The organism is [Mycobacterium] fortunisiensis (assembly GCF_019050325.1).
Lineage (GTDB): Bacteria > Actinomycetota > Actinomycetes > Mycobacteriales > Mycobacteriaceae > Mycobacterium > Mycobacterium fortunisiensis.
Genome location: NZ_VOMB01000011.1, coordinates 1 through 21977, shown reverse-complemented (window position 1 = coordinate 21977; position 21977 = coordinate 1). Strand labels below are relative to the sequence as shown.

General features: G+C 67.8%; 18 protein-coding genes. 10 read left to right on the top strand and 8 right to left on the bottom strand.

What is annotated here, in order from left to right; all coding sequences use genetic code 11:
- Positions 1–4: 4 nt before the first annotated feature.
- From FR943_RS08435 to FR943_RS08425, 3 genes are all read right to left on the bottom strand, one after another.
- On the bottom strand, positions 5–1543 hold the full coding sequence (locus tag FR943_RS08435; RefSeq protein ID WP_217155991.1) for an APC family permease: 1539 nt from the start codon (positions 1541–1543) through the stop codon (positions 5–7).
- A complete protein-coding gene (locus FR943_RS08430; protein WP_217155990.1) occupies positions 1543–2439 on the bottom strand; it encodes a universal stress protein in 897 nt (298 codons plus the stop codon). Before FR943_RS08430 ends, FR943_RS08435 begins: the two co-directional genes overlap by 1 nt.
- A 102-nt stretch (positions 2440–2541) precedes the next feature.
- The gene (locus FR943_RS08425; RefSeq protein WP_217155989.1) at positions 2542–3411 is read right to left on the bottom strand and encodes a MaoC/PaaZ C-terminal domain-containing protein; all 870 of its coding nucleotides are present in this window, start codon (positions 3409–3411) and stop codon (positions 2542–2544) included.
- A 69-nt stretch (positions 3412–3480) separates the two neighbouring features.
- Here FR943_RS08425 and FR943_RS08420 point away from each other — a divergent pair, with 69 nt between their 5' ends.
- On the top strand, positions 3481–5517 hold the full coding sequence (locus tag FR943_RS08420; RefSeq protein WP_217155988.1) for an SDR family oxidoreductase: 2037 nt from the start codon (positions 3481–3483) through the stop codon (positions 5515–5517).
- Positions 5518–5530: 13 nt separating this feature from the next.
- Positions 5531–6580, top strand: a complete 1050-nt coding sequence (locus FR943_RS08415) for a nucleoside hydrolase (RefSeq protein WP_217155987.1) — start codon at positions 5531–5533, stop codon at positions 6578–6580.
- A 75-nt stretch (positions 6581–6655) separates the two neighbouring features.
- Here FR943_RS08415 and FR943_RS08410 read toward each other — a convergent pair whose 3' ends face one another.
- Complete coding sequence (locus FR943_RS08410; protein WP_218045446.1) at positions 6656–8224, bottom strand: DNA polymerase Y family protein; 1569 nt, start codon at positions 8222–8224, stop codon at positions 6656–6658.
- 39 nt (positions 8225–8263) lie between these two features.
- Positions 8264–8971, bottom strand: a complete 708-nt coding sequence (gene imuA' / locus FR943_RS08405; protein WP_217155985.1) for a DnaE2-dependent mutagenesis accessory factor ImuA' — start codon at positions 8969–8971, stop codon at positions 8264–8266.
- A gap of 297 nt (positions 8972–9268) precedes the next feature.
- On the opposite strand from imuA', the gene FR943_RS08400 reads away from it, so the two are divergent.
- Genes FR943_RS08400 through FR943_RS08385 form a run of 4 tightly spaced genes read left to right on the top strand, consistent with a single transcriptional unit; the run spans position 9269 to position 13171 of the window.
- Entirely contained in the window at positions 9269–9568 is a 300-nt protein-coding gene (locus FR943_RS08400) for a hypothetical protein (protein WP_217155984.1), read from the top strand.
- A gap of 38 nt (positions 9569–9606) precedes the next feature.
- The gene (locus FR943_RS08395; RefSeq protein WP_246584930.1) at positions 9607–11235 is read left to right on the top strand and encodes a S53 family peptidase; all 1629 of its coding nucleotides are present in this window, start codon (positions 9607–9609) and stop codon (positions 11233–11235) included.
- Positions 11232–12455, top strand: coding sequence for a zinc ribbon domain-containing protein (locus FR943_RS08390; RefSeq protein ID WP_217155983.1), 1224 nt, complete (start codon positions 11232–11234; stop codon positions 12453–12455). The genes FR943_RS08395 and FR943_RS08390 overlap by 4 nt, the downstream gene beginning before the upstream one ends.
- Complete coding sequence (locus FR943_RS08385) at positions 12452–13171, top strand: hypothetical protein (protein WP_217155982.1); 720 nt, start codon at positions 12452–12454, stop codon at positions 13169–13171. Before FR943_RS08390 ends, FR943_RS08385 begins: the two co-directional genes overlap by 4 nt.
- 14 nt (positions 13172–13185) lie before the next feature.
- Here the strand turns inward: FR943_RS08385 and guaA are convergent, their stop codons facing one another.
- Entirely contained in the window at positions 13186–14739 is a 1554-nt protein-coding gene (guaA, locus tag FR943_RS08380) for a glutamine-hydrolyzing GMP synthase (protein ID WP_217155981.1), read from the bottom strand.
- Between the two features lie 168 nt (positions 14740–14907).
- Between guaA and FR943_RS08375 the strand changes: the two genes are divergently transcribed.
- The 3 genes from FR943_RS08375 to FR943_RS08365 all read left to right on the top strand — a co-directional run bounded on the left by FR943_RS08375 (position 14908) and on the right by FR943_RS08365 (position 19896).
- Positions 14908–15615, top strand: coding sequence for a beta-phosphoglucomutase family hydrolase (locus FR943_RS08375; RefSeq protein ID WP_308170504.1), 708 nt, complete (start codon positions 14908–14910; stop codon positions 15613–15615).
- Between the two features lie 6 nt (positions 15616–15621).
- Complete coding sequence (locus FR943_RS08370; RefSeq protein WP_217156011.1) at positions 15622–17985, top strand: glycoside hydrolase family 65 protein; 2364 nt, start codon at positions 15622–15624, stop codon at positions 17983–17985.
- Between the two features lie 423 nt (positions 17986–18408).
- On the top strand, positions 18409–19896 hold the full coding sequence (locus tag FR943_RS08365; protein ID WP_217156010.1) for a catalase: 1488 nt from the start codon (positions 18409–18411) through the stop codon (positions 19894–19896).
- On the opposite strand, the gene FR943_RS08360 is transcribed toward FR943_RS08365, so the two are convergent.
- On the bottom strand, positions 19897–20487 hold the full coding sequence (locus tag FR943_RS08360) for a TetR/AcrR family transcriptional regulator (protein ID WP_217155979.1): 591 nt from the start codon (positions 20485–20487) through the stop codon (positions 19897–19899).
- Between the two features lie 73 nt (positions 20488–20560).
- On the opposite strand from FR943_RS08360, the gene FR943_RS08355 reads away from it, so the two are divergent.
- Positions 20561–21442: a TauD/TfdA dioxygenase family protein gene (locus tag FR943_RS08355; protein WP_217155978.1), complete on the top strand. Its 882-nt coding sequence runs from the start codon at positions 20561–20563 to the stop codon at positions 21440–21442.
- A gap of 18 nt (positions 21443–21460) precedes the next feature.
- Here FR943_RS08355 and FR943_RS08350 read toward each other — a convergent pair.
- Positions 21461–21977: phosphate signaling complex PhoU family protein (locus FR943_RS08350; protein ID WP_217155977.1), on the bottom strand; the 517-nt coding region annotated here is incomplete at its 5' end.

The window sequence follows — 21977 nt, the reverse complement described above, 5'->3', positions numbered from 1 at the left end:
GCGCCTACTCCACCAGTGCCGGGGTGTCATGCCGCAGGGTCTCGCCCTGGAAGAACGCCGGGCTGCGGGTCCGCCAGATCAACATGAGCACCGCGCCGAGGATCAGCACACCGAAGCCGATGTAGAAGACCAGACCGATGCCACCGATCGCGGCACCGCTGCCGTTCTCCGGATTCATGCTCTCGCCCACTGCGATCACGAACACCGCGGCCAGCATGATTCCGCCGAGCAACGGGAACAGAAACTTGAACACCACATTGTGGACGTTGGTGAACAACTCGCGGCGGAAGTACCAGACACACGCGAACGCCGTGATGCCGTAGTACCAGCAGATCATGATGCCAAGGGCGGCAATGGTATCCAGCAGTGCACTCTCGGACAGCAGGCTCACCACGCTGTAGAACACGCCGGTGACCACGCCCGCGGTGACGGTCGCGAAGCTGGGAACCAGATAGCGCGGGCTGACCTCGGCGAACCGTGACGGGAATGCCTTATAGGCCCCCATCGCCAGCATCGCCCGGGCCGCAGGTAGGAAGGTGGTCTGCAGACTTGCCACCGACGAGGCCAGGATCGCCAGGAACAGCAGCGGCCCGGCCCAGGTGCCCAGCACCGGATCGGCCAAGGCGGCGAACACATTCTCGGCGTTGTCCGGATTGCCCAGCCCCAGATCGGTTTCACCGACGCCCGCGTACATCATCACCGCCACGGCGATCAACAGGTACGTCGCCAGGATCGACAACACGCACAGCAACCCGGCCCGGCCCGGAACCTTGGTCGGATCCTTGGACTCCTCCCCCAGCGTCAGGCAGGTGTCCCAACCCCAGAAGGCGAAGATCGATCCGGTCACCCCAACCACGAAGGCGCTCAACGCAAGCCCGCTGAACGGATTGAACCAGTCCAGGTCGAAAGACAGCCCGACGGGTGCATCACCGCGGCCCACGTGCACGAACGCCATCACCGCGAATGCCAGCAACACCACCATCTGGAAACCGACCATCACATACTGCACCCGCTCGCTGGTGGTGATACCGCGGCTGGCAATGGCGGTGGCGATGGCGATGAACACCAGGGTGGTGCCGATGTTGATCGCCTTGTTGTCGGCCAGGTCGGCGATCGCATGCTGGTCGGTGACCTGAGCGATGAACAGGTAGAAGAACTCCACCGCGATCGCGGCGAGGTTGGACAGCACGATGATCGAAGCGACCACCATGCCCCAGCCGCACATCCATCCGACGTAGGGCCCAAATGCCTTGGTGGACCAGGTGAACGACGCCCCGCAGTCGGGCGCCACCGAGTTCAGCTCCCGGTAGGCGTAGGCGGTCAGGAACATCGGGATGAACCCGGCGATGAAGATCGCCGGCATCTTCAAGCCCACTGCGGCGACGATCAGCCCGATGCTGGCGGTCAGCGTATAGCCGGGCGCCACACACGAGATCCCAAGGATCGCACCCGAGAACGTGCCGACCTTGCCCGCGGCCAAGCCTTTGGAGACCAGGCCCGCTGAGTGCTCGGCAGCCTCGAGTTTGCGATGGGACTCGGTCATCAGTGATCCTCACCGTCCTTGAGTTCGTCCCGAGGTACCACCACCATCGGCACGTCGAGCACCCGCAACATCTTGGCCGCGGTGGAACCGAGGAAGATCCGCCGTGGGGCGCTGAGCCGGCTCGAACCAACCATGATGACGTCACCGTCATGCCAGCCCAATGCCTCCACGGCGGCCTCGACGGTGGGGCCGTTGGCGATGGTGGAGGTCACCGGAAAATCGGCCGGCAGTTCACTTCTGGCGGTTTCCAGTGTGCGTTCGGCGTGGGCGAGCGCATGTTCCCGGATCGCCTCGGTGTCCCCGCGCAGGGATCCGAAGGCCGGATCGAGCGCGACCAGGGACACCAGTCGCAGGGGGACGTCGGCGGCCCGGCTGACCCGTACCGCCGTCTTGAGCAACAGTTCCGAGCCCTTGCGTTGGCCGATGGCGCAGGTGATTTCGCGTATCCGCGCCACCGTGGAATCGCGTGTCCCCCGTGGCGCCACCGCGACCGGCAGCGGTGCGGAGTGCAGCAACTCGTTGACCACCGAGCCGAGGGTGAAGCTGCCGACCAATCCCCCGCCGGCACCGCCGACCACGATCGCTGTCGCGTGCAGCCGCAGCGCTTCGCGGATCAGACCATTGGCGAACGACTCGTCGAAGCTCAGATGTGTGTGTGCCACAACGTCGTCGGGCACCATCGCCAGCGCGTCGTCCAGCCAACCTTGGGCCTGCCCGGCAAGGACGTCCTCGTATCCGCCTTTGGGGACACTGCCCGGCGGAGCGGTGTCCGGCGGTAGCACGATGCAGATGTTGATCTCGGCGCCCAATGTCCGGGCGAACCGCACTGCGAGAGCCAACGCGTCAGCGCCACCGGGGGTGGCCAGATACCCGACGACCAGGTTTGTCTGCGTCATCCGCCACCACCCGTTCCGCACCACCTCGTGCTCGTCGTGTTCGATCCTGTCAACCGACCCCGTGATGTGCAGCGCTTCTACGAAATTGGTGCGGCGGCCGGATCAGGACGAATATTCGGCCGTGCCGTCCTCCAGGACCAGCCGGGCATCGCTGCCGTCGGGCGCGCAGGCCTCGGTGCGGAACACCGCCCGGCCCGGTTCGGTTCGCCAGATCGACGTGGTCAACCTCTCGCCCGGGAACACCGGAGCACTGAAGCGCGCCGCCACCGCATGCACTTTGGTGGCGTCACCGCCGCCGAGCGCGGCGACCAGTGCCCGCCCGGCCACCCCGTAGGTGCACAGGCCGTGCAGGATCGGCTTGGGGAAACCCGCCAAATTCTTGGCGAACCACGGATCGCTGTGCAGCGGGTTGCGGTCGCCGGACAGTCGGTAGATGAGGGCCTGGTCCTCGCGGGTGGGCAGCACCACATGCGCGTCCGGTTCGCGGTCGGGAATCTGCGGGGCCGCGGGGCGCTGCCCCGGCTGCCCACCGAATCCTCCTTCGCCCCGGATCACCACCGTGGTAAGGGTTTCCGCGACGATCTCACCGCCGGCCGGGTCGGTGCCGACACCTTTGAGCATGACCACCGCGTTCTTGCCTTCGCCCTTGTCCTGGATGTCGACGACCTCGGAGACGACGGTCAACTTCCCGGCCGGCGGCAACGGCCGGTGCAGCCGGATCTCCTGGGAACCGTGCAGCAGCATGCTGAAATTGAAGCTGCCGATCTTGGGCGCGGCCGGGAACGCCGAGCAGGCGATCACGGCATAGGTGGGCAGCACCTGCTGCTCGATCTCATGGCTGTTCTCGGTGGTGAACGCCAGGTCATCGGTGCCCGCGCCGACGCCGAGGGCGTACAGCAGGGTGTCGCGGTCGGTCCAGTCGAACTGGATCGGGTCGGTCTTCTCGCCGATGGCGTCCGGATTGAGGGGCATGCGTGCCGACGATAGTTGAGTCGGTTGCCCTTGTTGACGTTTGCCCGAACTCGGGCCACGATGGCTCGCATGCGCTATATCGTTACCGGCGGTACCGGGTTTATTGGCCGTCGAGTGATCACCCGGATTCTGTCGACCGAACCCGCCGCCGAGGTGTGGGTGCTGGTGCGCCGCCAGTCGCTGACCCGGTTCGAGCGTCTCGCCCAAGATTGGGACGAGCGGGTGAAACCGCTGATCGGAGACCTGACCGTCGCTGATCTGGGTCTATCGGACACCGATGTCGACGAACTGGGCGACGTCTCGCACGTGGTGCACTGCGCGGCGATCTACGACATGACCGTCGGCGAAACCGAACAGCGGGCCGCCAACGTCGAGGGCACCCGGGCGGTCATCGGGCTGGCCCGGCGTCTGGGCGCCACGTTGCACCACGTGTCCTCGATCGCGGTGGCCGGCAACCACCGGGGCGTGTTCACCGAGGACGATTTCGACGTAGCCCAGGACCTGCCCACGCCGTATCACCAGACCAAGTTCGAGGCCGAACTGCTGGTGCGCTCGACGCCGGGCGTGCGCTACCGGGTGTACCGCCCGGCCGTCGTGGTCGGTGATTCGCAGACCGGTGAGATGGACAAGGTCGACGGCCCGTACTACTTCTTCGGCGTGTTGGCCCGGTTGGCGGCGCTGCCCAAGTTCACGCCGATGATGCTGCCCGACTCGGGTCGGACCAATGTCGTGCCGGTGGACTTTGTGGTCGACGCGATGGTCGCGCTCATGCACGTCGAGGACAAGGATGGCGAGACATTCCACCTCACCGCGCCGAACACCATCGGACTGCCCGACATCTACCGCGGGGTGGCCGCCGCGGCGGGGCTGCCTCCGCTGCGCGGCTCGCTGCCGCGGGCCACGGCGGCACCGGTGTTGCGGGCCCGGGGACGGGTCAAGGCGGTGCGCAACATCGTCGCCACCCAGCTGGGCATTCCGGGCGATGTGCTCGACGTGGTGGAGCTGCGGCCCACCTTCACCGCGGACAACACCACCGCCGCGCTGCGCGGTACCGGGATCGCGGTACCCGAATTCTGCACGTACGCCCCGAAACTGTGGCGGTACTGGGCTGAGCACCTCGACCCCGACCGGGCCCGTCGCGACGATCCGGCCGGCCCTCTGGTCGGCAAGCACGTCATCATCACCGGCGCCTCCAGCGGCATCGGCCGGGCCTCGGCCATCGCGGTCGCCGAACGCGGTGGCTGCGTCTTCGCCCTGGCCCGCAACGGTGCAGCGCTCGACGATCTGGTCGCCGAGATTCGCTCGTCGGGTGGGCAGACCGGCGGCGAAATTCACGCATTCACCTGTGACGTCACCGATTCAGCATCGGTCGAGCACACCGTCAAGGACATCCTCGGCCGGTTCGGCCATGTCGACTACCTGGTGAACAACGCCGGCCGGTCGATCCGCCGCTCGGTGGTGAACTCGACCGACCGGTTGCACGACTACGAACGGGTGATGGCGGTCAACTACTTCGGCGCGGTGCGCATGGTGCTGGCGCTGCTGCCGCACTGGCGGGAACGCCGGTTCGGCCATGTGGTCAACGTGTCCAGTGCCGGCGTGCAGGCCAACAGCCCGAAGTACAGCGCCTACCTGCCGTCCAAGGCCGCGCTCGACGCCTTCTCCGAAGTGGTCGGCACCGAGACCCTCTCGGATCACATCACCTTCACCAATATCCATATGCCGCTGGTGAAGACGCCGATGATCGCGCCGTCACGCAAGCTCAATCCGGTGCCACCGATCTCGGCCGAACACGCTGCGGCCATGGTGGTGCGCGGCCTGGTCGACAAACCGGCCCGGATCGACACACCGTTGGGCACTGTCGCCGACATGGGCCACTACCTGACCCCGAAGCTGTCCCGACGCGTGCTGCACCAGTTGTATCTGGGCTATCCGGATTCGGCGGCCGCCCGCGGACTGACCCCCGGGGCCCCAGCAGACGCGGCCGACGCTCCGCAGCGTCATCCCAAGCGGCCGACGCGCAGCCGGCGGACCGTTCGGGTCCCGCGTGCGGTGGTCCGACCGGTCAAGCGGGCCGTGCGCTTGGTCCCCGGCGTGCACTGGTAACCGATCCGGTCCTATGGTTGGCGGCGTGACGCTGCCCGTGTTCGCCGACGTCGACACCGGTGTCGACGACGCCATGGCCCTGGCGTATCTGCTGGCCAGCCCTGAGGCCGAGCTGGTCGGTGTCGCCTCGACGGCGGGCAACGTTCCGGTGCAACAGGTCTGCGCCAACAACCTGGGGCTGCTGCAGCTGTGCGGGGCGACCGGGATCCCGGTCTCCAAGGGGGCCGAGCAGCCGTTGAGCGCACCGTTGCGTACCGCCGAGGACACCCACGGACCGCAGGGCCTGGGCTATGCGCAACTCCCGTCCGGCGGCGAGGCGCTCACCGCACACGATGCCGCCGAAGCCTGGGTGCGGGCGGCACGCGCCTACCCGGGCGAATTGATCGGGCTGGCCACCGGACCGCTGACGAACCTGGCGCTGGCCATGCGGATCGATCCTGCCCTACCCACGCTGTTGCGCCGCCTGGTGATCATGGGCGGGGCGTTCGATTACCGGGGCAACACCACACCGGTATCGGAGTGGAACATCAGCGTGGACCCGGAATCTGCCGCCGAGGTGTTCAGCGGGTGGACCGCGGCCTGGAGTCCTGACGACGCCGCTCATGTGCCAATTGTGCTGGGCCTCAACCTCACCGAGAACATCGCGATGACGCCGGCGCTGCTGAACCGGCTGGCCGACGCGGCCGGGGCGTCGTCGGCACCGATGAGTGTGCGCGACGAGCGGGGCACCCGGTCTACGACGGACAACCCGTTGATCCGGGTGCTCGAGGACGCCATGCGGTTCTACTTCGAATTCCACTTCGACACCGGCGACGGATACCTGGCCCACCTGCACGATCCGCTGGCCGCCGCGGTGGCACTGGACCCGGAATTGGTGGGCTGCCGGGAGACCACCGTCGATGTCGAGTTGACCGGCGCTCTGACCCGCGGCATGACGGTGGCCGATTGGCGCGGGCACTGGGGCCGCCCGCCCAATGCCCTGATCGGCACCGAGGTGGACCCGGTGGCGTTCTTCGACCGGTTCATCAGCCGAGTGGGTGCCTTCGCGCGGCGCCTGGCCTGAGCCGGGCTGACCCAACGTGAACATGATGGCCAAGATTCGGCGCAATCTCGCAATCGTCTTCACGTTCGACGGCTCTCACTCATAAACACCCTCCAGATACCACCGGCGCTGCCGGTAGCACAGCAGCAGCGCCAGGTCATCGGCGCCGCCCTTCTCGTCGCCCCCCAGCAAGACCTGAACTCGCGCGGTGCGCCCGGCCCCCCGGTTCCCCGGGTCCCACCACCGCTCGTCGACCGGCCACGGCCCCGCCCACCACCGCAGCCGACCATCGCGTCGGCCGGTTCCGGTCAGCCTGATCGGATCGGCCGAGAACAACCCGCGACTGGTGACCCGCACCGGATTTCCCTGTCCGTCGAGAAGTTCCACCGGGTCATCCAGCAGTACGGTCGGCGAGGGTTCGGGCAGCTGGCCGGGCCAGGGCTGACGCGGATCGGCTCGGGGCACCTGCTCATCCCCCAGCGGAGTGAAGGTGATGCGCTCGGCCGGGCCTCGCCCGCCGCTGAGCACCGGCACCTGCACCGCCTCCGGACCGAGCAGCCCCTGGACCCGCAGCAGCGCCCGCCGGGCCCGCAGCCGATCCTCCTCTCCGAGACCACCCCACAACGGCAGTTGCAGTGCCGCCGCCGACACCACTTCCACCGGCCGCAGACGCAGCACCGTGACCGGCGCGGTGGGGCGCTCACAGGCACCGCGATTCCGGGTACGCCGATTCAGCCAACCGTCCAGTTGCCAACGGACCCGGTCGGCAGTGGCATCCTCGGTCAGCGGTTCGGCACACCGCCAAACCCGCTCCAGTTCTTCACCATTGGCGGTAACGGCGTGGATCGCCAACCGGGTGCACCCCACCCCGGCCCCCTCCAGGCGACGATGCAGATCGCCGGCCAGCGAGCGTCCGGCGAAGGCCGCGGCGTCCACTCGATCGATCGGGGGGTCGCAATTCAGCACCGCATCCAGTTCTGCGACCGGATCACGCCCGGAGGGGCCCCGGTCCGGCTCCCCGCAGGCGAACCGGTGCGCGGCCACCGCGTCGGCGCCGAACCGGGAGGCAACATCGGTGCGGGACAACTCCGCGAACTGCCCCAGGGTGCGGATACCCATCCGCCACAACAGATCTGCCAGGTCCTCACGGCCGCGGACGGACAAGGCAGGTTCGGTGGCCAACTGCCGGATCGACAGCTCCGACAGGAATGCCGCGTCGTTTCCGGGTTCGACGATGCGGCCCGCCCGCGCTGCGAAGACCGCGGTGGGAAGCTGATCGGCGACACCGACCTGGCATTCGGCTCCGGCCGCGGCGACGGCATCGATCAATCGTTCGGCCGCAACCGGTTCGGATCCGAAATACCGCGCCGCACCGCGCACCGAGAGCACCAGCAGCCCGGGGCGCAGCACCTCGGCGCGCGGCACCAGATCATCGACCGCCGCGATCACGTTCTCGAAATGGCGAGCGTCCCTGGCCGAATCGGCGGTGACCACATGCACCTGCGGGCATCTGGCCTGAGCTTCACGCCGACGCAATCCACGCCGTACCCCGCCGGCACGCGCCGAGGCCGAGCAGGCGATCACCCGGTTGGCCAGGGTGACCGCGACCGGAGTCGTCGATGCCAAACCTGCCGCCGTCGCCGCGGCCACCGCCGGCCAGTCCATACACCAGAGGGCCAACACCCTGGAATCCACCGGCACGAGTTATCCGCCTGCCGCACAAGCCGGCCCGATGCCCCGGCCCCGGGCACGCATGGCCAGCCGGACCCGGCCGATCCGACCACGGCCGGGCGCCGGGGCATCCTGGCCCGCACCGGTCACCTCATAGCCGCACACCCGTGCCTCCAACCGTGCTGCCGTGCCCTGCCAGTCCCCGTCGGTGATCAGCAGGGTGCACCCTTTCTGCCGGGCCCGCGCCACCATCACCCGAGCCCGACTCGGCGGCACCGAGCGTCCGCCGAGGCCGAGCACCACCAGATCCATCCCGTCCATCAGCACCGCGGCCACCTCGACGGGGTCGGCACCGGGATCCGGAATCACCGCGAGCCGGCTCAGATCAGCGCCCATCTCCACCGCCGCCAGCAGACCGACATCGGGTTGGCCGACGATCACCGCATGCCCGCCGGCCGCCGTCACCGCGGCGACCATGCCCAACGACAACGACCGGGCACCGGCGGCCACCGCAACCGACCCCGGCGGCAGCATCGCCGGTAGCTCCTCCGGCAACTGCTCGACCAGGGTTTCATCGGGCGGCAGCAAAGTTTTCGGCGACGGAACCGCAGCGCCCGGCCGCGGCCCGTCCCGATGCGCCGAACCCACCTTCCCCGAAACCGAGGCAATCTTGCGCCGGAGGTGTTCGACCTGTTCAGAGCGGGTGAGCTGACGCAAATTCAGTTCTGCCACAGCAGTCACAACAACACCTCCCGCATCAGCCGGCTATCCTCATTTTCGAATATATGTTCGATGGCTCGAGTAAACACCCACCCCCCGACAGCGTCAAGCGGCGAGCAACGCCCACCACCACGCGAGGCCGAGTCCGGGGTCATGCACTCTGCGGCCGTGCGGGCCTTGGGTTAAAGTTCGGTCACCAGAACCCGCTTCGGGAAGGGGCTGGGCCACGATTTGTGTTGCAAGTAGTGGGAATCCACCGCGATTCGCCGAAGGCCACGCTCTGTAACGATCCCTCGGGGGACAGTGAGGACACGCATCATGAAGTCAGGACAGTTGGCTCGCCGGATCACCGTCATCGCAGGCGGTGCGGCGGTCATCGGGATGATTTCGTTCACCGCGGCGTGCGGTACCGAAGAGGAGAAGGGTCCCGAGACCACCACGCCCACTACCACCACGCCCACTACCACCACGACGACGACCACGACCACGCCGGCGACTCCTGTCCCGCCGCCACCGGTCGAACCGACCGAGAAGTCGATCAACCCCACCGGCGGCAACCTGTTCACCCCCGGCGTGAAAGCGCCACCGGCACCGACAGCCATGCCCGGCGACAACTGAACCGGAGGCACAACGTCGGCCGTCTACCCCGCCCTCCGATGAACATCATCGGAGGGCGGGCACTGTTTGCACCGATATCGGCACTGATCATGCTCGGCGCCCTGCTGGTCTCTGACCTGCGCCCGCCCCCCGGGGAACCGATGTACGGTCCCACCAGGGTCACCGGACCGTACGCCCAATTGCTCGCTGCCTCAACTGATCTCGGCACTGCCGACAGCGGACCGGTACAGCTCACGGTCACCTTGAACGGGTCCGGACGTCCGGTATCGCTGTTGGGCTGGGCCGCGGACCACGCGCTGTCGGTCCGGTGGCGGCCCGGTGACCGCTGGGCGATCGTCGACGGTGAACCGGCCCGGATGGCCGAGGCTTTCGGGGTCGAGATCCATGACTACCGGGGCCGGCGCGGCCAGGAGTTCTACGCTTCCCCGCAGCAGCCACCCGTCCCCGAGGCGCTGCGCGCCGAGATCGGCGAAGTCAGCCGGATTCTCGGCTACACGCCCTACCGCATGTCGGCGCCCGATCTGCACCACCTGCCTCTCGATGTTCCCGACCGGGGCCTGACCCCGCAGAGCCTGCTCAACACCTACAACCTGCGTGGGCTGGCCGATCAGGGCTACACCGGCAAGGGCGCCACCATCGTGATCTTCGCGTTCGACGGTTTCGATCAGGCCGACCTCGACACCTTCGCCACCACGTTCAATCTGCCCCGGTTCACCCCCACCGTCGTCGGCGGGCAACCCAGCGCACCGCGTGGCGAGACGACGATGGATCTGCAAGTCGCCCATGCCATCGCCCCTGATGCCCGCAAGGTCGTGGTCAACGCCCGGCCGACCGTGCAAGGCGACGGCGCCTACGAAAAGATCGGGCAGCTGCTCGAAGCCGCGGACCGCGAGTTTCCCGGCGCGGTGTGGAGCTTCTCGATCGGCTGGGGCTGCGACAAACTGCTCACCGCCGCCGATCTCGCGCCGGTCCGCTCCGCGCTGAGCGCCGCACATGCCCACGGCACCACAGCTTTCAACGCCAGCGGCGACCTGGCCGGCTTCGAATGCCGCGGCGGCCAGGACTGGTCTTCCCCACCCGGGCCCGACGACGTCGGCCTGGATTCGGTGGCCTCGCTGCCCGAGATGACCAGTGTCGGCGGCACCACCCTGTCCACCGATGCCGACGGCGGATGGCTGGCCGAGCAGGCCTGGTTCGACGTCCCGCTGTCGCAGGGCACCGGCGGTGGGGTGTCGGCACTGTTCGACCGCCCGGACTGGCAACGCGGGCTCTCCGCGCCCGGCGGCACCGACGAGGCGGGCGCCCAGAAACGCCTCACCCCTGACATCTCGGCTGTCGCCGATCCGTTCACCGGCGTGAAAATCGTTCTCAACGGCCAACTTCTGGTCGGCGGCGGTACCTCACAGGCCGCCCCGCTGTGGGCCGGGATCGCCGCGGTGATGAACCAGTACCTCAGCACCAACGGCGGCCGGGCCATCGGCGACCTCAACCCGATGCTGTACCGCATCGCCCAGGGCGCCCCGCTACCCGCATTCCGGGACATCACCCTCGGCGGGAATGCGGTGGCCGACGCCGGCCCCGGTTTCGACCTGGCGACCGGGCTCGGCACCCCCGACGTCGATCACCTCGTCAAGAATCTTCTTGTCCTGCAGAAGGCGAGACCATGACCGATACCCCTGACGACACCCCCGACGGCAACGTCGATGTGCCCACCACCGAGTGCCGGGTCTGCAAGATCGAAGTCCCGCACGGCCAGTTCTGCGGCTACTGCGGCGTGCACATCGACAAGAAGGCCGCCGACGGCCCGGAATGGTTGCGGCTGAGTACCTCTTGCGTCGCCCCCGACGAGCACCTGCTGCGCCCGTCGCTCGCCAGTTCGCTGTTCCCGCACCTGTCGCACCGCTCCCGGGCTCCGTTCCGGATCGGCATGCTGGCCCTGCTGGCCGGGTTGGTGGCGTGCGCACTGCTGCGGCTACCCGCTGCCCTGATCGCCGTCGCCGCACTGGGGTTGCCGCTGCTGTTCCTGATCTATCTGCACGAGTCCGACGCCTTCGACGACCTGCACCGGGCCAACCTGGCCCTGACCATCGTGCTGGCGATCCTCCTGGGCGTCGGGTGGGTGCTTCTCACCGGGCAGATGATGGCCAAGTCCTACGGGGTACCGCTCGGCATGGGGGTGAGTGGATTCCGGATCCTGCGCAACGGGTTGGGGATTCCGCTGGGCGGGGCGATCCTGATGCTCGTCCCGGCCATCGCGGTCCGGCTACTGCGGCCGTCGAGCCGGGAAGCTTTGGACGGATTCATGTTCGGGGCCCTCGGCGCCACCACGTTCACCGCGGCCGCGACCCTGACCCGGCTCGCACCCCAACTCACCACCGGGATGGTGGCGCGAGACCGCCCGATGGGCAGCTTGATCGTCGAGGCCGGCATCCGCGGGGTGGCCGTGCCGCTGACCGCGGCGGCACTCGGCGGTCTGATCGGTGCGGCACTGTGGTTCACCCGCCCCGCCACCAAGGCCGACAAGCACGTCGGCTGGGTGCGACTGGTCATGATCTGCTGCGCGTCGTCGGTGCTGGTCGTCTACGCCGGGCTGGGCCTGGTCGACGTCTCCCGGGTCCCGCAGTGGGTGCAGTTGGCCGCACATCTGGCCGTCACGGTGGTGGCGCTCCTGGCGCTTCGGATCGGATTGCACCTGGCCCTGCTGCACGAAGCCCAGGACGAGTACGCCGCGGATCAACCCATCCTGTGCCCGCGGTGCGGAAACATCGTGCCGGACATGGCTTTCTGTGCGCACTGTGGGGCGGCCACCCACGCGTCGTCGCGCTCCTCGCGGTCCGCACGTCGTGAACATCGCCCGGTGCGTGAGCCAGGGACCGACGTCGGATGACCACGTTCTTCCCCGGCTACGCGGTACCGATTTCCACCGGCGAAACCCGCACCATCCGTCGTGTCCCGGCCGTCAAGCTGGTGGCGATCCTGGGCACCGGTGTGGCCCTGGTGGCCGGTGTGCTGGTCTGGATCTCGGGGTCGATGAGCAAAGCGCCCGCCCGGTACATGTGTCCACCGGACTGTGGGCTGCCACCCACCGGCCAGGCGGTGACGATCAACCCGGTGTTTACCGCGCCCGACGGCAGCTTCTCGGTCTCCTACCCAGCGGCCGCATCGGCGTACAAGGTGACCACCGACCCCACCGGGGTGACGGCGGAATTCCAGGCCGGCGACGGCGGCATGCTGCAACTGTTCAGCCGGCCCGCCGCCGGGCGCAGCGCCGAGGACATCGCCAACACCCTTGTCGCCACGACCTTTCCGGACACCAAGACCGACTACCTGATCCCCAACGCGATGGTCGGCTACCAGCCTGGTTACGGTCTCGTCGCCGACGCCTGGCCGCAGGGCTCCACCAGCAACTACATGCGGATGAGGGTCATCGTCATGGTCGCGGTGAAGAACGACCTGGCGCTCATCGCCTCAGCCGTCGGACCCTACCGCGAATTCGGCCCCGATTCGGGTGCGAGCAAGCCATCCGGGGCCAATCTCCAACTGGCGCTGGACATGGGCAAGTACGTCAACAGCTTTCACTGGCGGGGAGACCCCACACGCTAAGTCCGGGGCGCTGATCACTCCCACTCGATGGTGCCCGGCGGCTTGCTGGTGACATCCAGCACCACCCGGTTGACCTCGGGCACCTCGTTGGTGATCCGCGTCGAAATCCGTTCCAGCACTTCGTAAGGCACTCGGGTCCAGTCCGCGGTCATGGCGTCTTCACTGGACACCGGCCGCAGCACGATCGGGTGGCCGTAGGTGCGTCCGTCGCCCTGTACGCCCACCGAACGCACGTCGGCCAGCAATACCACCGGGCACTGCCAGATCTGTTGATCCAGACCGGCGGCAGTGAGTTCCTCACGGGCGATCGCGTCGGCCCGGCGCAACGTGTCGAGCCGATCTGCGGTCACCTCACCGACGATGCGGATGCCCAAGCCCGGTCCCGGGAAGGGTTGGCGGGCAACGATTTCCTCGGGCAGGCCGAGTTCGCGGCCCACCGCGCGCACCTCGTCCTTGAACAGCAGCCGCAGCGGCTCGACCAGTTTGAACTTGAGGTCGTCGGGCAGCCCGCCGACGTTGTGATGGCTCTTGATGTTGGCCGTGCCGGTGCCGCCGCCGGATTCCACCACGTCGGGGTACAGCGTGCCCTGCACCAGGTACTCGATGTCCGCCTCGCTGAGGGTGTCGCGCACCGCACCCTCGAAGGCACGGATGAACTCGCGGCCGATGATCTTGCGCTTACCTTCCGGGTTGGTCACCCCGGTCAGCGCCTCCAGGAAGCGGTCGGCGACGTCGACGGTCACCAGCTTGGCGCCGGTGGCGGCGACGAAGTCGCGCTGCACCTGGGCCCGCTCCCCCGCCCGCAGCAGACCGTGGTCGACGAACACACACGTGAGCCGGTCGCCGATGGCACGTTGCACCAGCGCGGCGGCCACCGCGGAATCGACACCGCCGGACAGGCCGCAGATGGCCTGGCCGTCACCGATCTGGGCGCGGACCGCCTCGATCAACTGGTCGGCGATGTTGGCCGGGGTCCACGTCGCACCGATGCCGGCGAACTCGTGCAGGAACCGGCTCAGCACCTGCTGGCCGTGCGGGGAATGCAACACCTCGGGGTGGTACTGCACACCGGCCAGGCGGCGGGCCCGGTTCTCGAAGCCCGCGACCGGGGCGCCGGCGCTGGAGGCGACCACCTCGAATCCCTCCGGTGCGGCGGTTACCGCGTCGCCGTGGCTCATCCACACCGGTTGGTGGGCCGGCAGGTCGGAGTGCAGGTCGCCACCGGTGACGTTGACCTCGGTACGGCCGTACTCGCTGGTCCCGGTGTGTTCGACGGTGCCACCGAGCGCCTGGGCCATGGCCTGGAAGCCGTAGCAGATGCCGAACACCGGAACATCCAGATCGAACAGCGCCGGGTCCAGCCGCGGCGCGCCTTCGGCATACACACTGGCCGGGCCGCCCGAGAGCACGATGGCCTGCGGATCCCTGTCCTTGATCTCCTCGACCGTGGCGGTGTGCGGGATGACCTCGGAAAACACCCGCGCCTCGCGGACCCGGCGCGCGATCAGCTGGGCGTACTGCGCGCCGAAGTCGACGACGAGGACGGGACGGGGAGATGGTGAAGCCACCGCCACAGTCTAATGGGCAGGTCAGCCAGTGCTCGACGCGGCGGAAACCACAGTCGGTGGCACCGATCCGAATGCTGCGAGAAAGTCATTGCCGAAGCCGTGTTTGATCCCACCACTCTGACGCCGATTACGCATGATGGAGGAGACGTCGGCGAAAGCGAGGACGCTGTGCTCGGACTCCCTGAGCAGATCACCGCGTGCCTGTTCGACCTCGATGGGGTGTTGACTGATACCGCCAGCGTGCACAAGAAGGCCTGGAAGGCCATGTTCGACGACTACCTGCGGCAGCGGGCCGAGCGCACGGGTGAGCCGTTCGTCGCGTTCGACATCGACGACGACTATCTGCGCTATGTCGACGGCAAACGCCGCGAGGACGGGGTCCGGTCGTTTCTGACCAGCCGCGAGATCGAGCTGCCCGAGGAAGACATCGAGGCGCTGGGCAACCGCAAAAACGCGGCCTTCCACGAAACCCTGCAGAAGGACGGGGTCCAGGTGTTCGACGGCTCACGACGCTATCTGCAGGCGGCCGCCGACGCCGGGCTGCGCCGGGCCGTGGTGTCCTCCAGCGCCAATACCGAGGAGGTACTGAGGATCACCGGCTTGGACAGATTCATCGAACAACGGGTGGACGGAGTCACGATGCGCAAAGAACACATCACCGGCAAACCGGCCCCGGACAGCTTCCTGCGCGCGGCCGCACTCCTCGGCGTCTCGCCCGCGCACGCCGCGGTGTTCGAGGACGCACTGGCCGGGGTCGCCGCGGGCCGGGCCGGGAAGTTCGGTTTCGTGGTCGGGGTGGACCGGGTCGGGCAGGCCGAGCAACTGCGCCGCGACGGCGCCGACGTGGTGGTCACCGACCTGGCGGAGTTGATGTAGCGCATGATGATCACCCACGAGGCGTACCCGGTGGAACCGTGGCAGGTGCGCGAGACCCGGTTGGACCTCAACCTGCTGGCGCAGTCCGAATCGCTGTTCGCGTTGTCCAACGGTCACATCGGGCTGCGCGGCAACCTCGACGAGGGTGAGCCGTACGGCCTGCCCGGGACGTACCTGGCCGGGTTCTTCGAAGTGCGCCCACTTCCCTACGCAGAAGCCGGTTTCGGCTATCCCGAGGCCGGCCAGACGGTCGTCGACGTCACCAACGGCAAACTGCTGCGGCTGCTGGTCGACGACGAACCGTTCGATGTGCGCTACGGCGAGCTCATCGACCACGAACGCACGCTGGACCTGCGTGCCGGGACCCTGCACCGCAGTGCGCACTGGCGCTCCCCGGCCGGAAAACAGGTCAAGGTGCGCTCGACCCGGCTGGTGTCCTTCGCCCACCGCGGGGTTGCCGCCATCGAATACATCGTCGAGGCAATCGACGAATTCGTCCGCGTGACAGTGCAATCCGAGCTCGTCACCAACGAGGATCAACCCGAGACGTCGGCAGACCCACGGGTCTCGGCCGTCCTGACCCACGCCCTGCACGCCGTGCACCACGAGAACACCGACAGCGGAGCACTTCTGGTGCACCGCACGCTCGGCAGCGGCCTGATGATGGCGGCCGCGATGGATCACGATGTCGAAGTTCCGGGTCGCGTGGAGGTCAGCACCGACTCCCGCGACGACCTGGCCCGGACCACCGTCATCTGTGGGTTGCGGGCCGGGCAGAAGCTGCGCATCGTCAAGTACCTCGCGTACGGCTGGTCGAGCCTGAGATCGCGTCCGGCCCTGCGCGATCAGGCGACAGCGGCCATCACCGGGGCGCGCTACAGCGGCTGGCAGGGGCTGCTGGACTCGCAACGCGCCTATCTCGATGAGTTCTGGGACTGCGCCGATGTGGAGGTCGAGGGTGATCCGGACTGCCAGCAGGCGGTGCGGTTCGGCTTGTTCCACGTACTGCAGGCCAGTGCCCGCGCCGAGCGTCGCGCCATCGCGGGCAAGGGTTTGACCGGCACCGGCTACGACGGCCACGCCTTCTGGGACACCGAGGGTTACGTGCTGCCGGTGCTGACGTACACCAAACCCCAGGCCGCGGCCGATGCCCTGCGCTGGCGCGCGTCCACGCTGGAGCTGGCCCGGGAACGCGCGGCCCTGCTCGATCTCGAAGGCGCCAGTTTCCCGTGGCGCACCATCCGGGGCGAGGAATGCTCGGCCTACTGGCCGGCCGGTACGGCCGCCTGGCACATCAACGCCGACATCGCGGCCGCATTCGAACGCTATCGCATTGTCACCGGCGATGATTCGCTGGAGCGGGAGTGCGGCCTGGAGGTGTTGGTCGACACCGCCCGGCTGTGGATGTCGCTGGGCCATCATGACCGCCACGGGATCTGGCATCTGGACGGGGTCACCGGCCCCGACGAATACACCGCCGTGGTGCGCGACAACGTGTTCACCAATCTGATGGCCGCGCACAACCTGCGGACCGCCGCCGACGCGTGTACCCGCCATCCTGATGCGGCCTACGCGATGGGGGTGACCACCGAGCAGACCGCGGCCTGGCGCGACGCCGCCGACGCCGCTCACATCCCCTACGACGAAGAGCTGGGCGTGCACCCGCAGTGCGCGGGGTTCACCACGCTGGCCGAATGGAACTTCTCCGACAACACCTCCTATCCCCTGCTGCTGAACGAACCGTACGTGCGGCTGTACCCGGCGCAGGTGCTCAAGCAGGCGGACCTGGTGCTGGCCATGCAGTGGCGGAGCCACGCTTTCACCCCGGAACAGAAAGCCCGCAACGTCGACTATTACGAGCGGCGCACCACCCGGGACTCGTCGCTGTCGGCGTGTACTCAGGCGGTGATGTGCGCCGAGGTCGGGCATCTGGAACTGGCCCACGACTATGCCTATGAGGCCGCCCTGATCGACCTGCGCGATCTGCACCGCAACACCCGCGACGGCCTGCACATGGCCTCGCTGGCCGGCGCCTGGACCGCGTTGGTGGCCGGTTTCGGCGGGTTGCGCGACGACGAGGGCGTCATGTCACTGGACCCGCACCTGCCCGACGGGATCTCCTGCTTGCGATTTCGATTGCGCTGGAAGGACTTCCGGGTAACTGTCCAGGCCGAGCACGAACAGGTCACCTATACGGTGCGCGACGGACCTGACCACACGCTCACCATCCGACACGCCGGGGAAGATCTTGCGCTCAACACCAATGCGCCGACCACTGTCCCGGTCAGCCCGCGTCAGCCGCTGCTGCCTGCCCCACCGCAACCTCCGGGACGCGAGCCCGCGCGTCGTCGTGGCGGCTCTGCGCACTGATGTCGCCGACGTTTTCACGCACTGCCACGGCAGGTTTAGGCCAGGTCCGGTCCGGCTAGCCAATCAAACAGGAACCTCCCCTACCAGATCAGGAGGTCATCATGGATCTGACGGGACACCACCACGCGTTGAAGTTTGCCGGCCTCATGGCGGGATTGGCGACCGCGGCCGCCATCACCGCTGCACCCGGCGCATCCGCCGATCGGCCCAACTGCGTGAACCAGGGCAGTGATGTCGGTCCGGGTGGCCCACCGACGTGCGAGACAACGCCGCCGGTCATCAGCGCCACGCCAGGCCCCACCCAGGGACCGCGGAACGGGCCCTACGGGCCGGGGGGAAGCACTCCACCGATCGGTTAGCCCGCGCCCGGTTCGGGGTATACCGACCACACCAGTCACGGCGGTGGCGTTGCCGCGCGCGGAGATGCCCCCGCCGAACAGAGAAAGGAGCGACGGGGTGACCGGTACACAGCCCAAGCCGACAACCACCGACGCCGGGATTCCGGTGTACAGCGACGAGCATTCCCTCACGATCGGTCCGGACGGCCCGATCCTGCTGCAGGACCACTACCTGATCGAGCAGATGGCGATGTTCAACCGGGAGCGCATCCCGGAGCGTCAACCACACGCCAAGGGCGGCGGCGCCTTCGGTCACTTCGAGGTGACCCACGACGTCAGCGCCTACACCAAGGCCGCAGTGTTCCAGCCGGGCGTCAAAACCGAGACGCTGAACCGGTTCTCGACCGTGGCGGGTGAACGTGGCAGCCCAGACACCTGGCGTGACCCGCGCGGGTTCGCGACGAAGTTCTACACCACCGAGGGCAACTTCGACATGGTCGGCAACAACACCCCGGTGTTCTTCATGCGTGACCCGTTGAAATTCCAGCAGTTCATCCGCTCGCAGAAGCGGCGAAGCGACAACAACACCCGCGATCACGACATGCAGTGGGACTTCTGGACGCTGTCGCCCGAATCGGCACACCAGGTCACCTGGCTCATGGGTGACCGTGGCATCCCGAAAGACTGGCGGCACATGAACGGCTACTCCAGCCACACCTACAGCTGGATCAACAAAGCCGGGGAGATCTTCTGGGTCAAGTACCACTTCATCACCAACCAGGGCATCGACTTCCTCACCCAGGAGGAGGCCGACCGGATGGCCGGCGTCGACGGCGACGCCCACCAGCGTGATCTGTACGACTCGATCGAGCGGGGAGATTTCCCGAGTTGGACGTTGAAGGTGCAGATCATGCCGTTCGAGGAGGCCAAGGACTACCGGTTCAACCCGTTCGACCTGACCAAGGTGTGGCCGCACGGCGACTACCCGCTGCACGACGTCGGCACGTTGACGCTGGACCGCAACGTGACCGACTACCACACCGAAATGGAGCAGGCCGCGTTCGAGCCGAACAACCGGGTGGCCGGTACCGGTCTGAGCCCCGACAAGATGCTGTTGGCCCGTGACTTCTCCTACGCCGACGCCCACCGCCACCGGCTCGGGACCAATTACAAGCAGATCCCCGTCAACTCACCGAAGGTGGAGGTGCACAGCTACTCGAAGGACGGCGCGATGCGGATCAAGAACGTGACCGATCCGGTGTACGCCCCGAATTCGTACGGTGGCCCGAAGGCCGATCCGGCGCTCACCGGCGAATCGCTGTGGCATGCCGACGGTGACATGGTGCGCGCCGCCTACAGCCTGCACGCCGAGGACGACGACTGGGGGCAGGCCGGGACGATGGTGCGCGACGTGCTCGATGACGCGGCGCGGGCCCGGCTGGTCTCCAACATCGCCGGGCACCTGTCGAAGGGCGTCTCCGAGCAGGTCCTGGAGCGGGCCTTCGAGTACTGGAAGAACGTCGACAAACAGCTCGGCGAGAAGGTGGAGTCGGCGGTCCGCAACGGCGGCTGACTAATCCGGCCGATCCGCGGCGGCACCGGGGCGCAGGATCCGCGCGATCTCGGTGCCGACCGCGGCGCGTACCTCGTCGTCGCCGATCGGGTCGAGCCCGGTCGCCGATGTCAGGAACGATTGGAACAACTGCCAACCCAATTGCAGTGCAACGGCATTGGCGACGGCCAGCCGCCCCTCTCGTTCGTCGCCGAATTGCGGTAGCACCTCGTCGAGCAACCGGGTCACCCCGGGGAATCGGGTCTGCAGTTGGCCGATCGGGTAGCCGTCGAGCAGCGCCCGGGCCATCACACGCGTGTGCCGGTCCATGTTCTGGTCGATTTCGTCGACCGGACCGTCGCCGTCGAGCAGCGCAGTGAGCCGGCCGCCGAGGTGCTCGAGGACGGCGCCGACCAATTGCTCCTTCGTGCCGAAGTGCCGGTAGATCAGCCCGTGGTTGACGTTGGAGCGGGCCGCGATGTCGCGGATCGACGTGGCCGCGACACCGCGTTCGGCGAACAGTTCGGCCGCCGCGGCCAACGCTGCCGCCACCACCTCACCGCGGCCCACCGGGCCGGAGCCGACCTTGGCCGGCGGCGTGGGTGTAGTCATGCGGTTACACTAGCCCACATGCACATGTAGTCGTTTGACTACATAGGTTCCCACCAGCGAAAAGGACATCCCGATGACCGCTCCCACCAGCACTGACCTCACGGTCGAGAAACTCGGCAGCCGGATCGGCGCCCGCATCGACGGGGTGAAACTGGGCGGCGACCTCGCTGAGGCCACCGTCGCCGAGATCCGGCGCGCGCTGCTGGAACACAAGGTGATCTTCTTCGGCGATCAGCATCACCTCACCGACGAAGCGCAGCACGCCTTCGCGCGTCTGCTGGGCAAGCCCGTCGGCCACCACGCCCTCAAACAAGAGGACGCCCCGATCATCACCCCGCTGGATTCCGACTACGCCAAGGCCACCCGCTGGCACACCGACGTCACGTTCGCGGTGGACTATCCGGCCATCTCGATCCTGCGCGCGGTGACACTGCCCGCCTACGGCGGATCGACACTGTGGGCATCGACGGCGGCCGCCTACGACCGGTTGCCCGCACCCCTCAAACACCTCACCGAGAATCTGCGGGCCGTGCACAGCAACCGGTTCGACTACGCCGCCGTCGCCGCCTCGGCCCTGTCCGCCGAGCAGCAACAGATGCGATCGGCCTTCGAGAAGCCCGACTTCCGCACCGAACACCCGGTCGTGCGGGTCCACCCGGAGACCGGTGAGCGCACGCTGGTGGCCGGTGACTTCACCCGCGGCTTCGTCGGCCTGGACAACCATGAGTCAGCCACCCTGCTGGAACTGCTGCAGCGACGAATCACCATGCCGGAGAACACTGTTCGCTGGAGCTGGAGCCCTGGTGACGTCGCCATCTGGGACAACCGGGCCACACAGCACCGGGCCGTCGACGATTACGACGACCAGCGCCGGGTCATGCACCGCGTCACCCTGGCCGGTGACATTCCCGTCGATGTGCACGGCGAGCCCAGCCGGGTGATCAGCGCGGGCTGACCGAACGGGCCGGAGAGCTCAGGCCAGCTTCTTGTGCAATGGACGCCCGCCGGTCGCCTCGAAGATCACCCGCTTGCCGATCTCGACGGCATGGTCGGCGAACCGCTCGTAATAGCGGCCCAACAAAGCGACGTCCACAGCCGAACACACCCCGTCGTCCCAGTGCCGGTCCAACAGCAACGTGAACAGGTGGCGGTGTTCGGCATCGACGGCGTCGTCCTCGTCCCGCAAGCGCGCCGCGGCGTCGGGGTCACGCGAAACCAGCACCTCCTGCGCGGTCTGCGCCAACCGCACGGCCTGTGACCCCATCGCCGCGAAGCTGGCCCGCACCTCGTCGGGCAGGGCGCAGTCGGGGTGACGCAACCGGGAGATGTCGGCGACGTGCACGGCCAGTGCGCCCATCCGGTCGAGGTCGGCGGCGATGTGCATCGACCCGACCACGGTCCGCAACTCGCTGGCGACCGTGACCGCGCTCACTGAAATTCCCCACTGACGCTCATCGAAATTCCCCATCCGTGTGGCTCCGCCGAGAAGG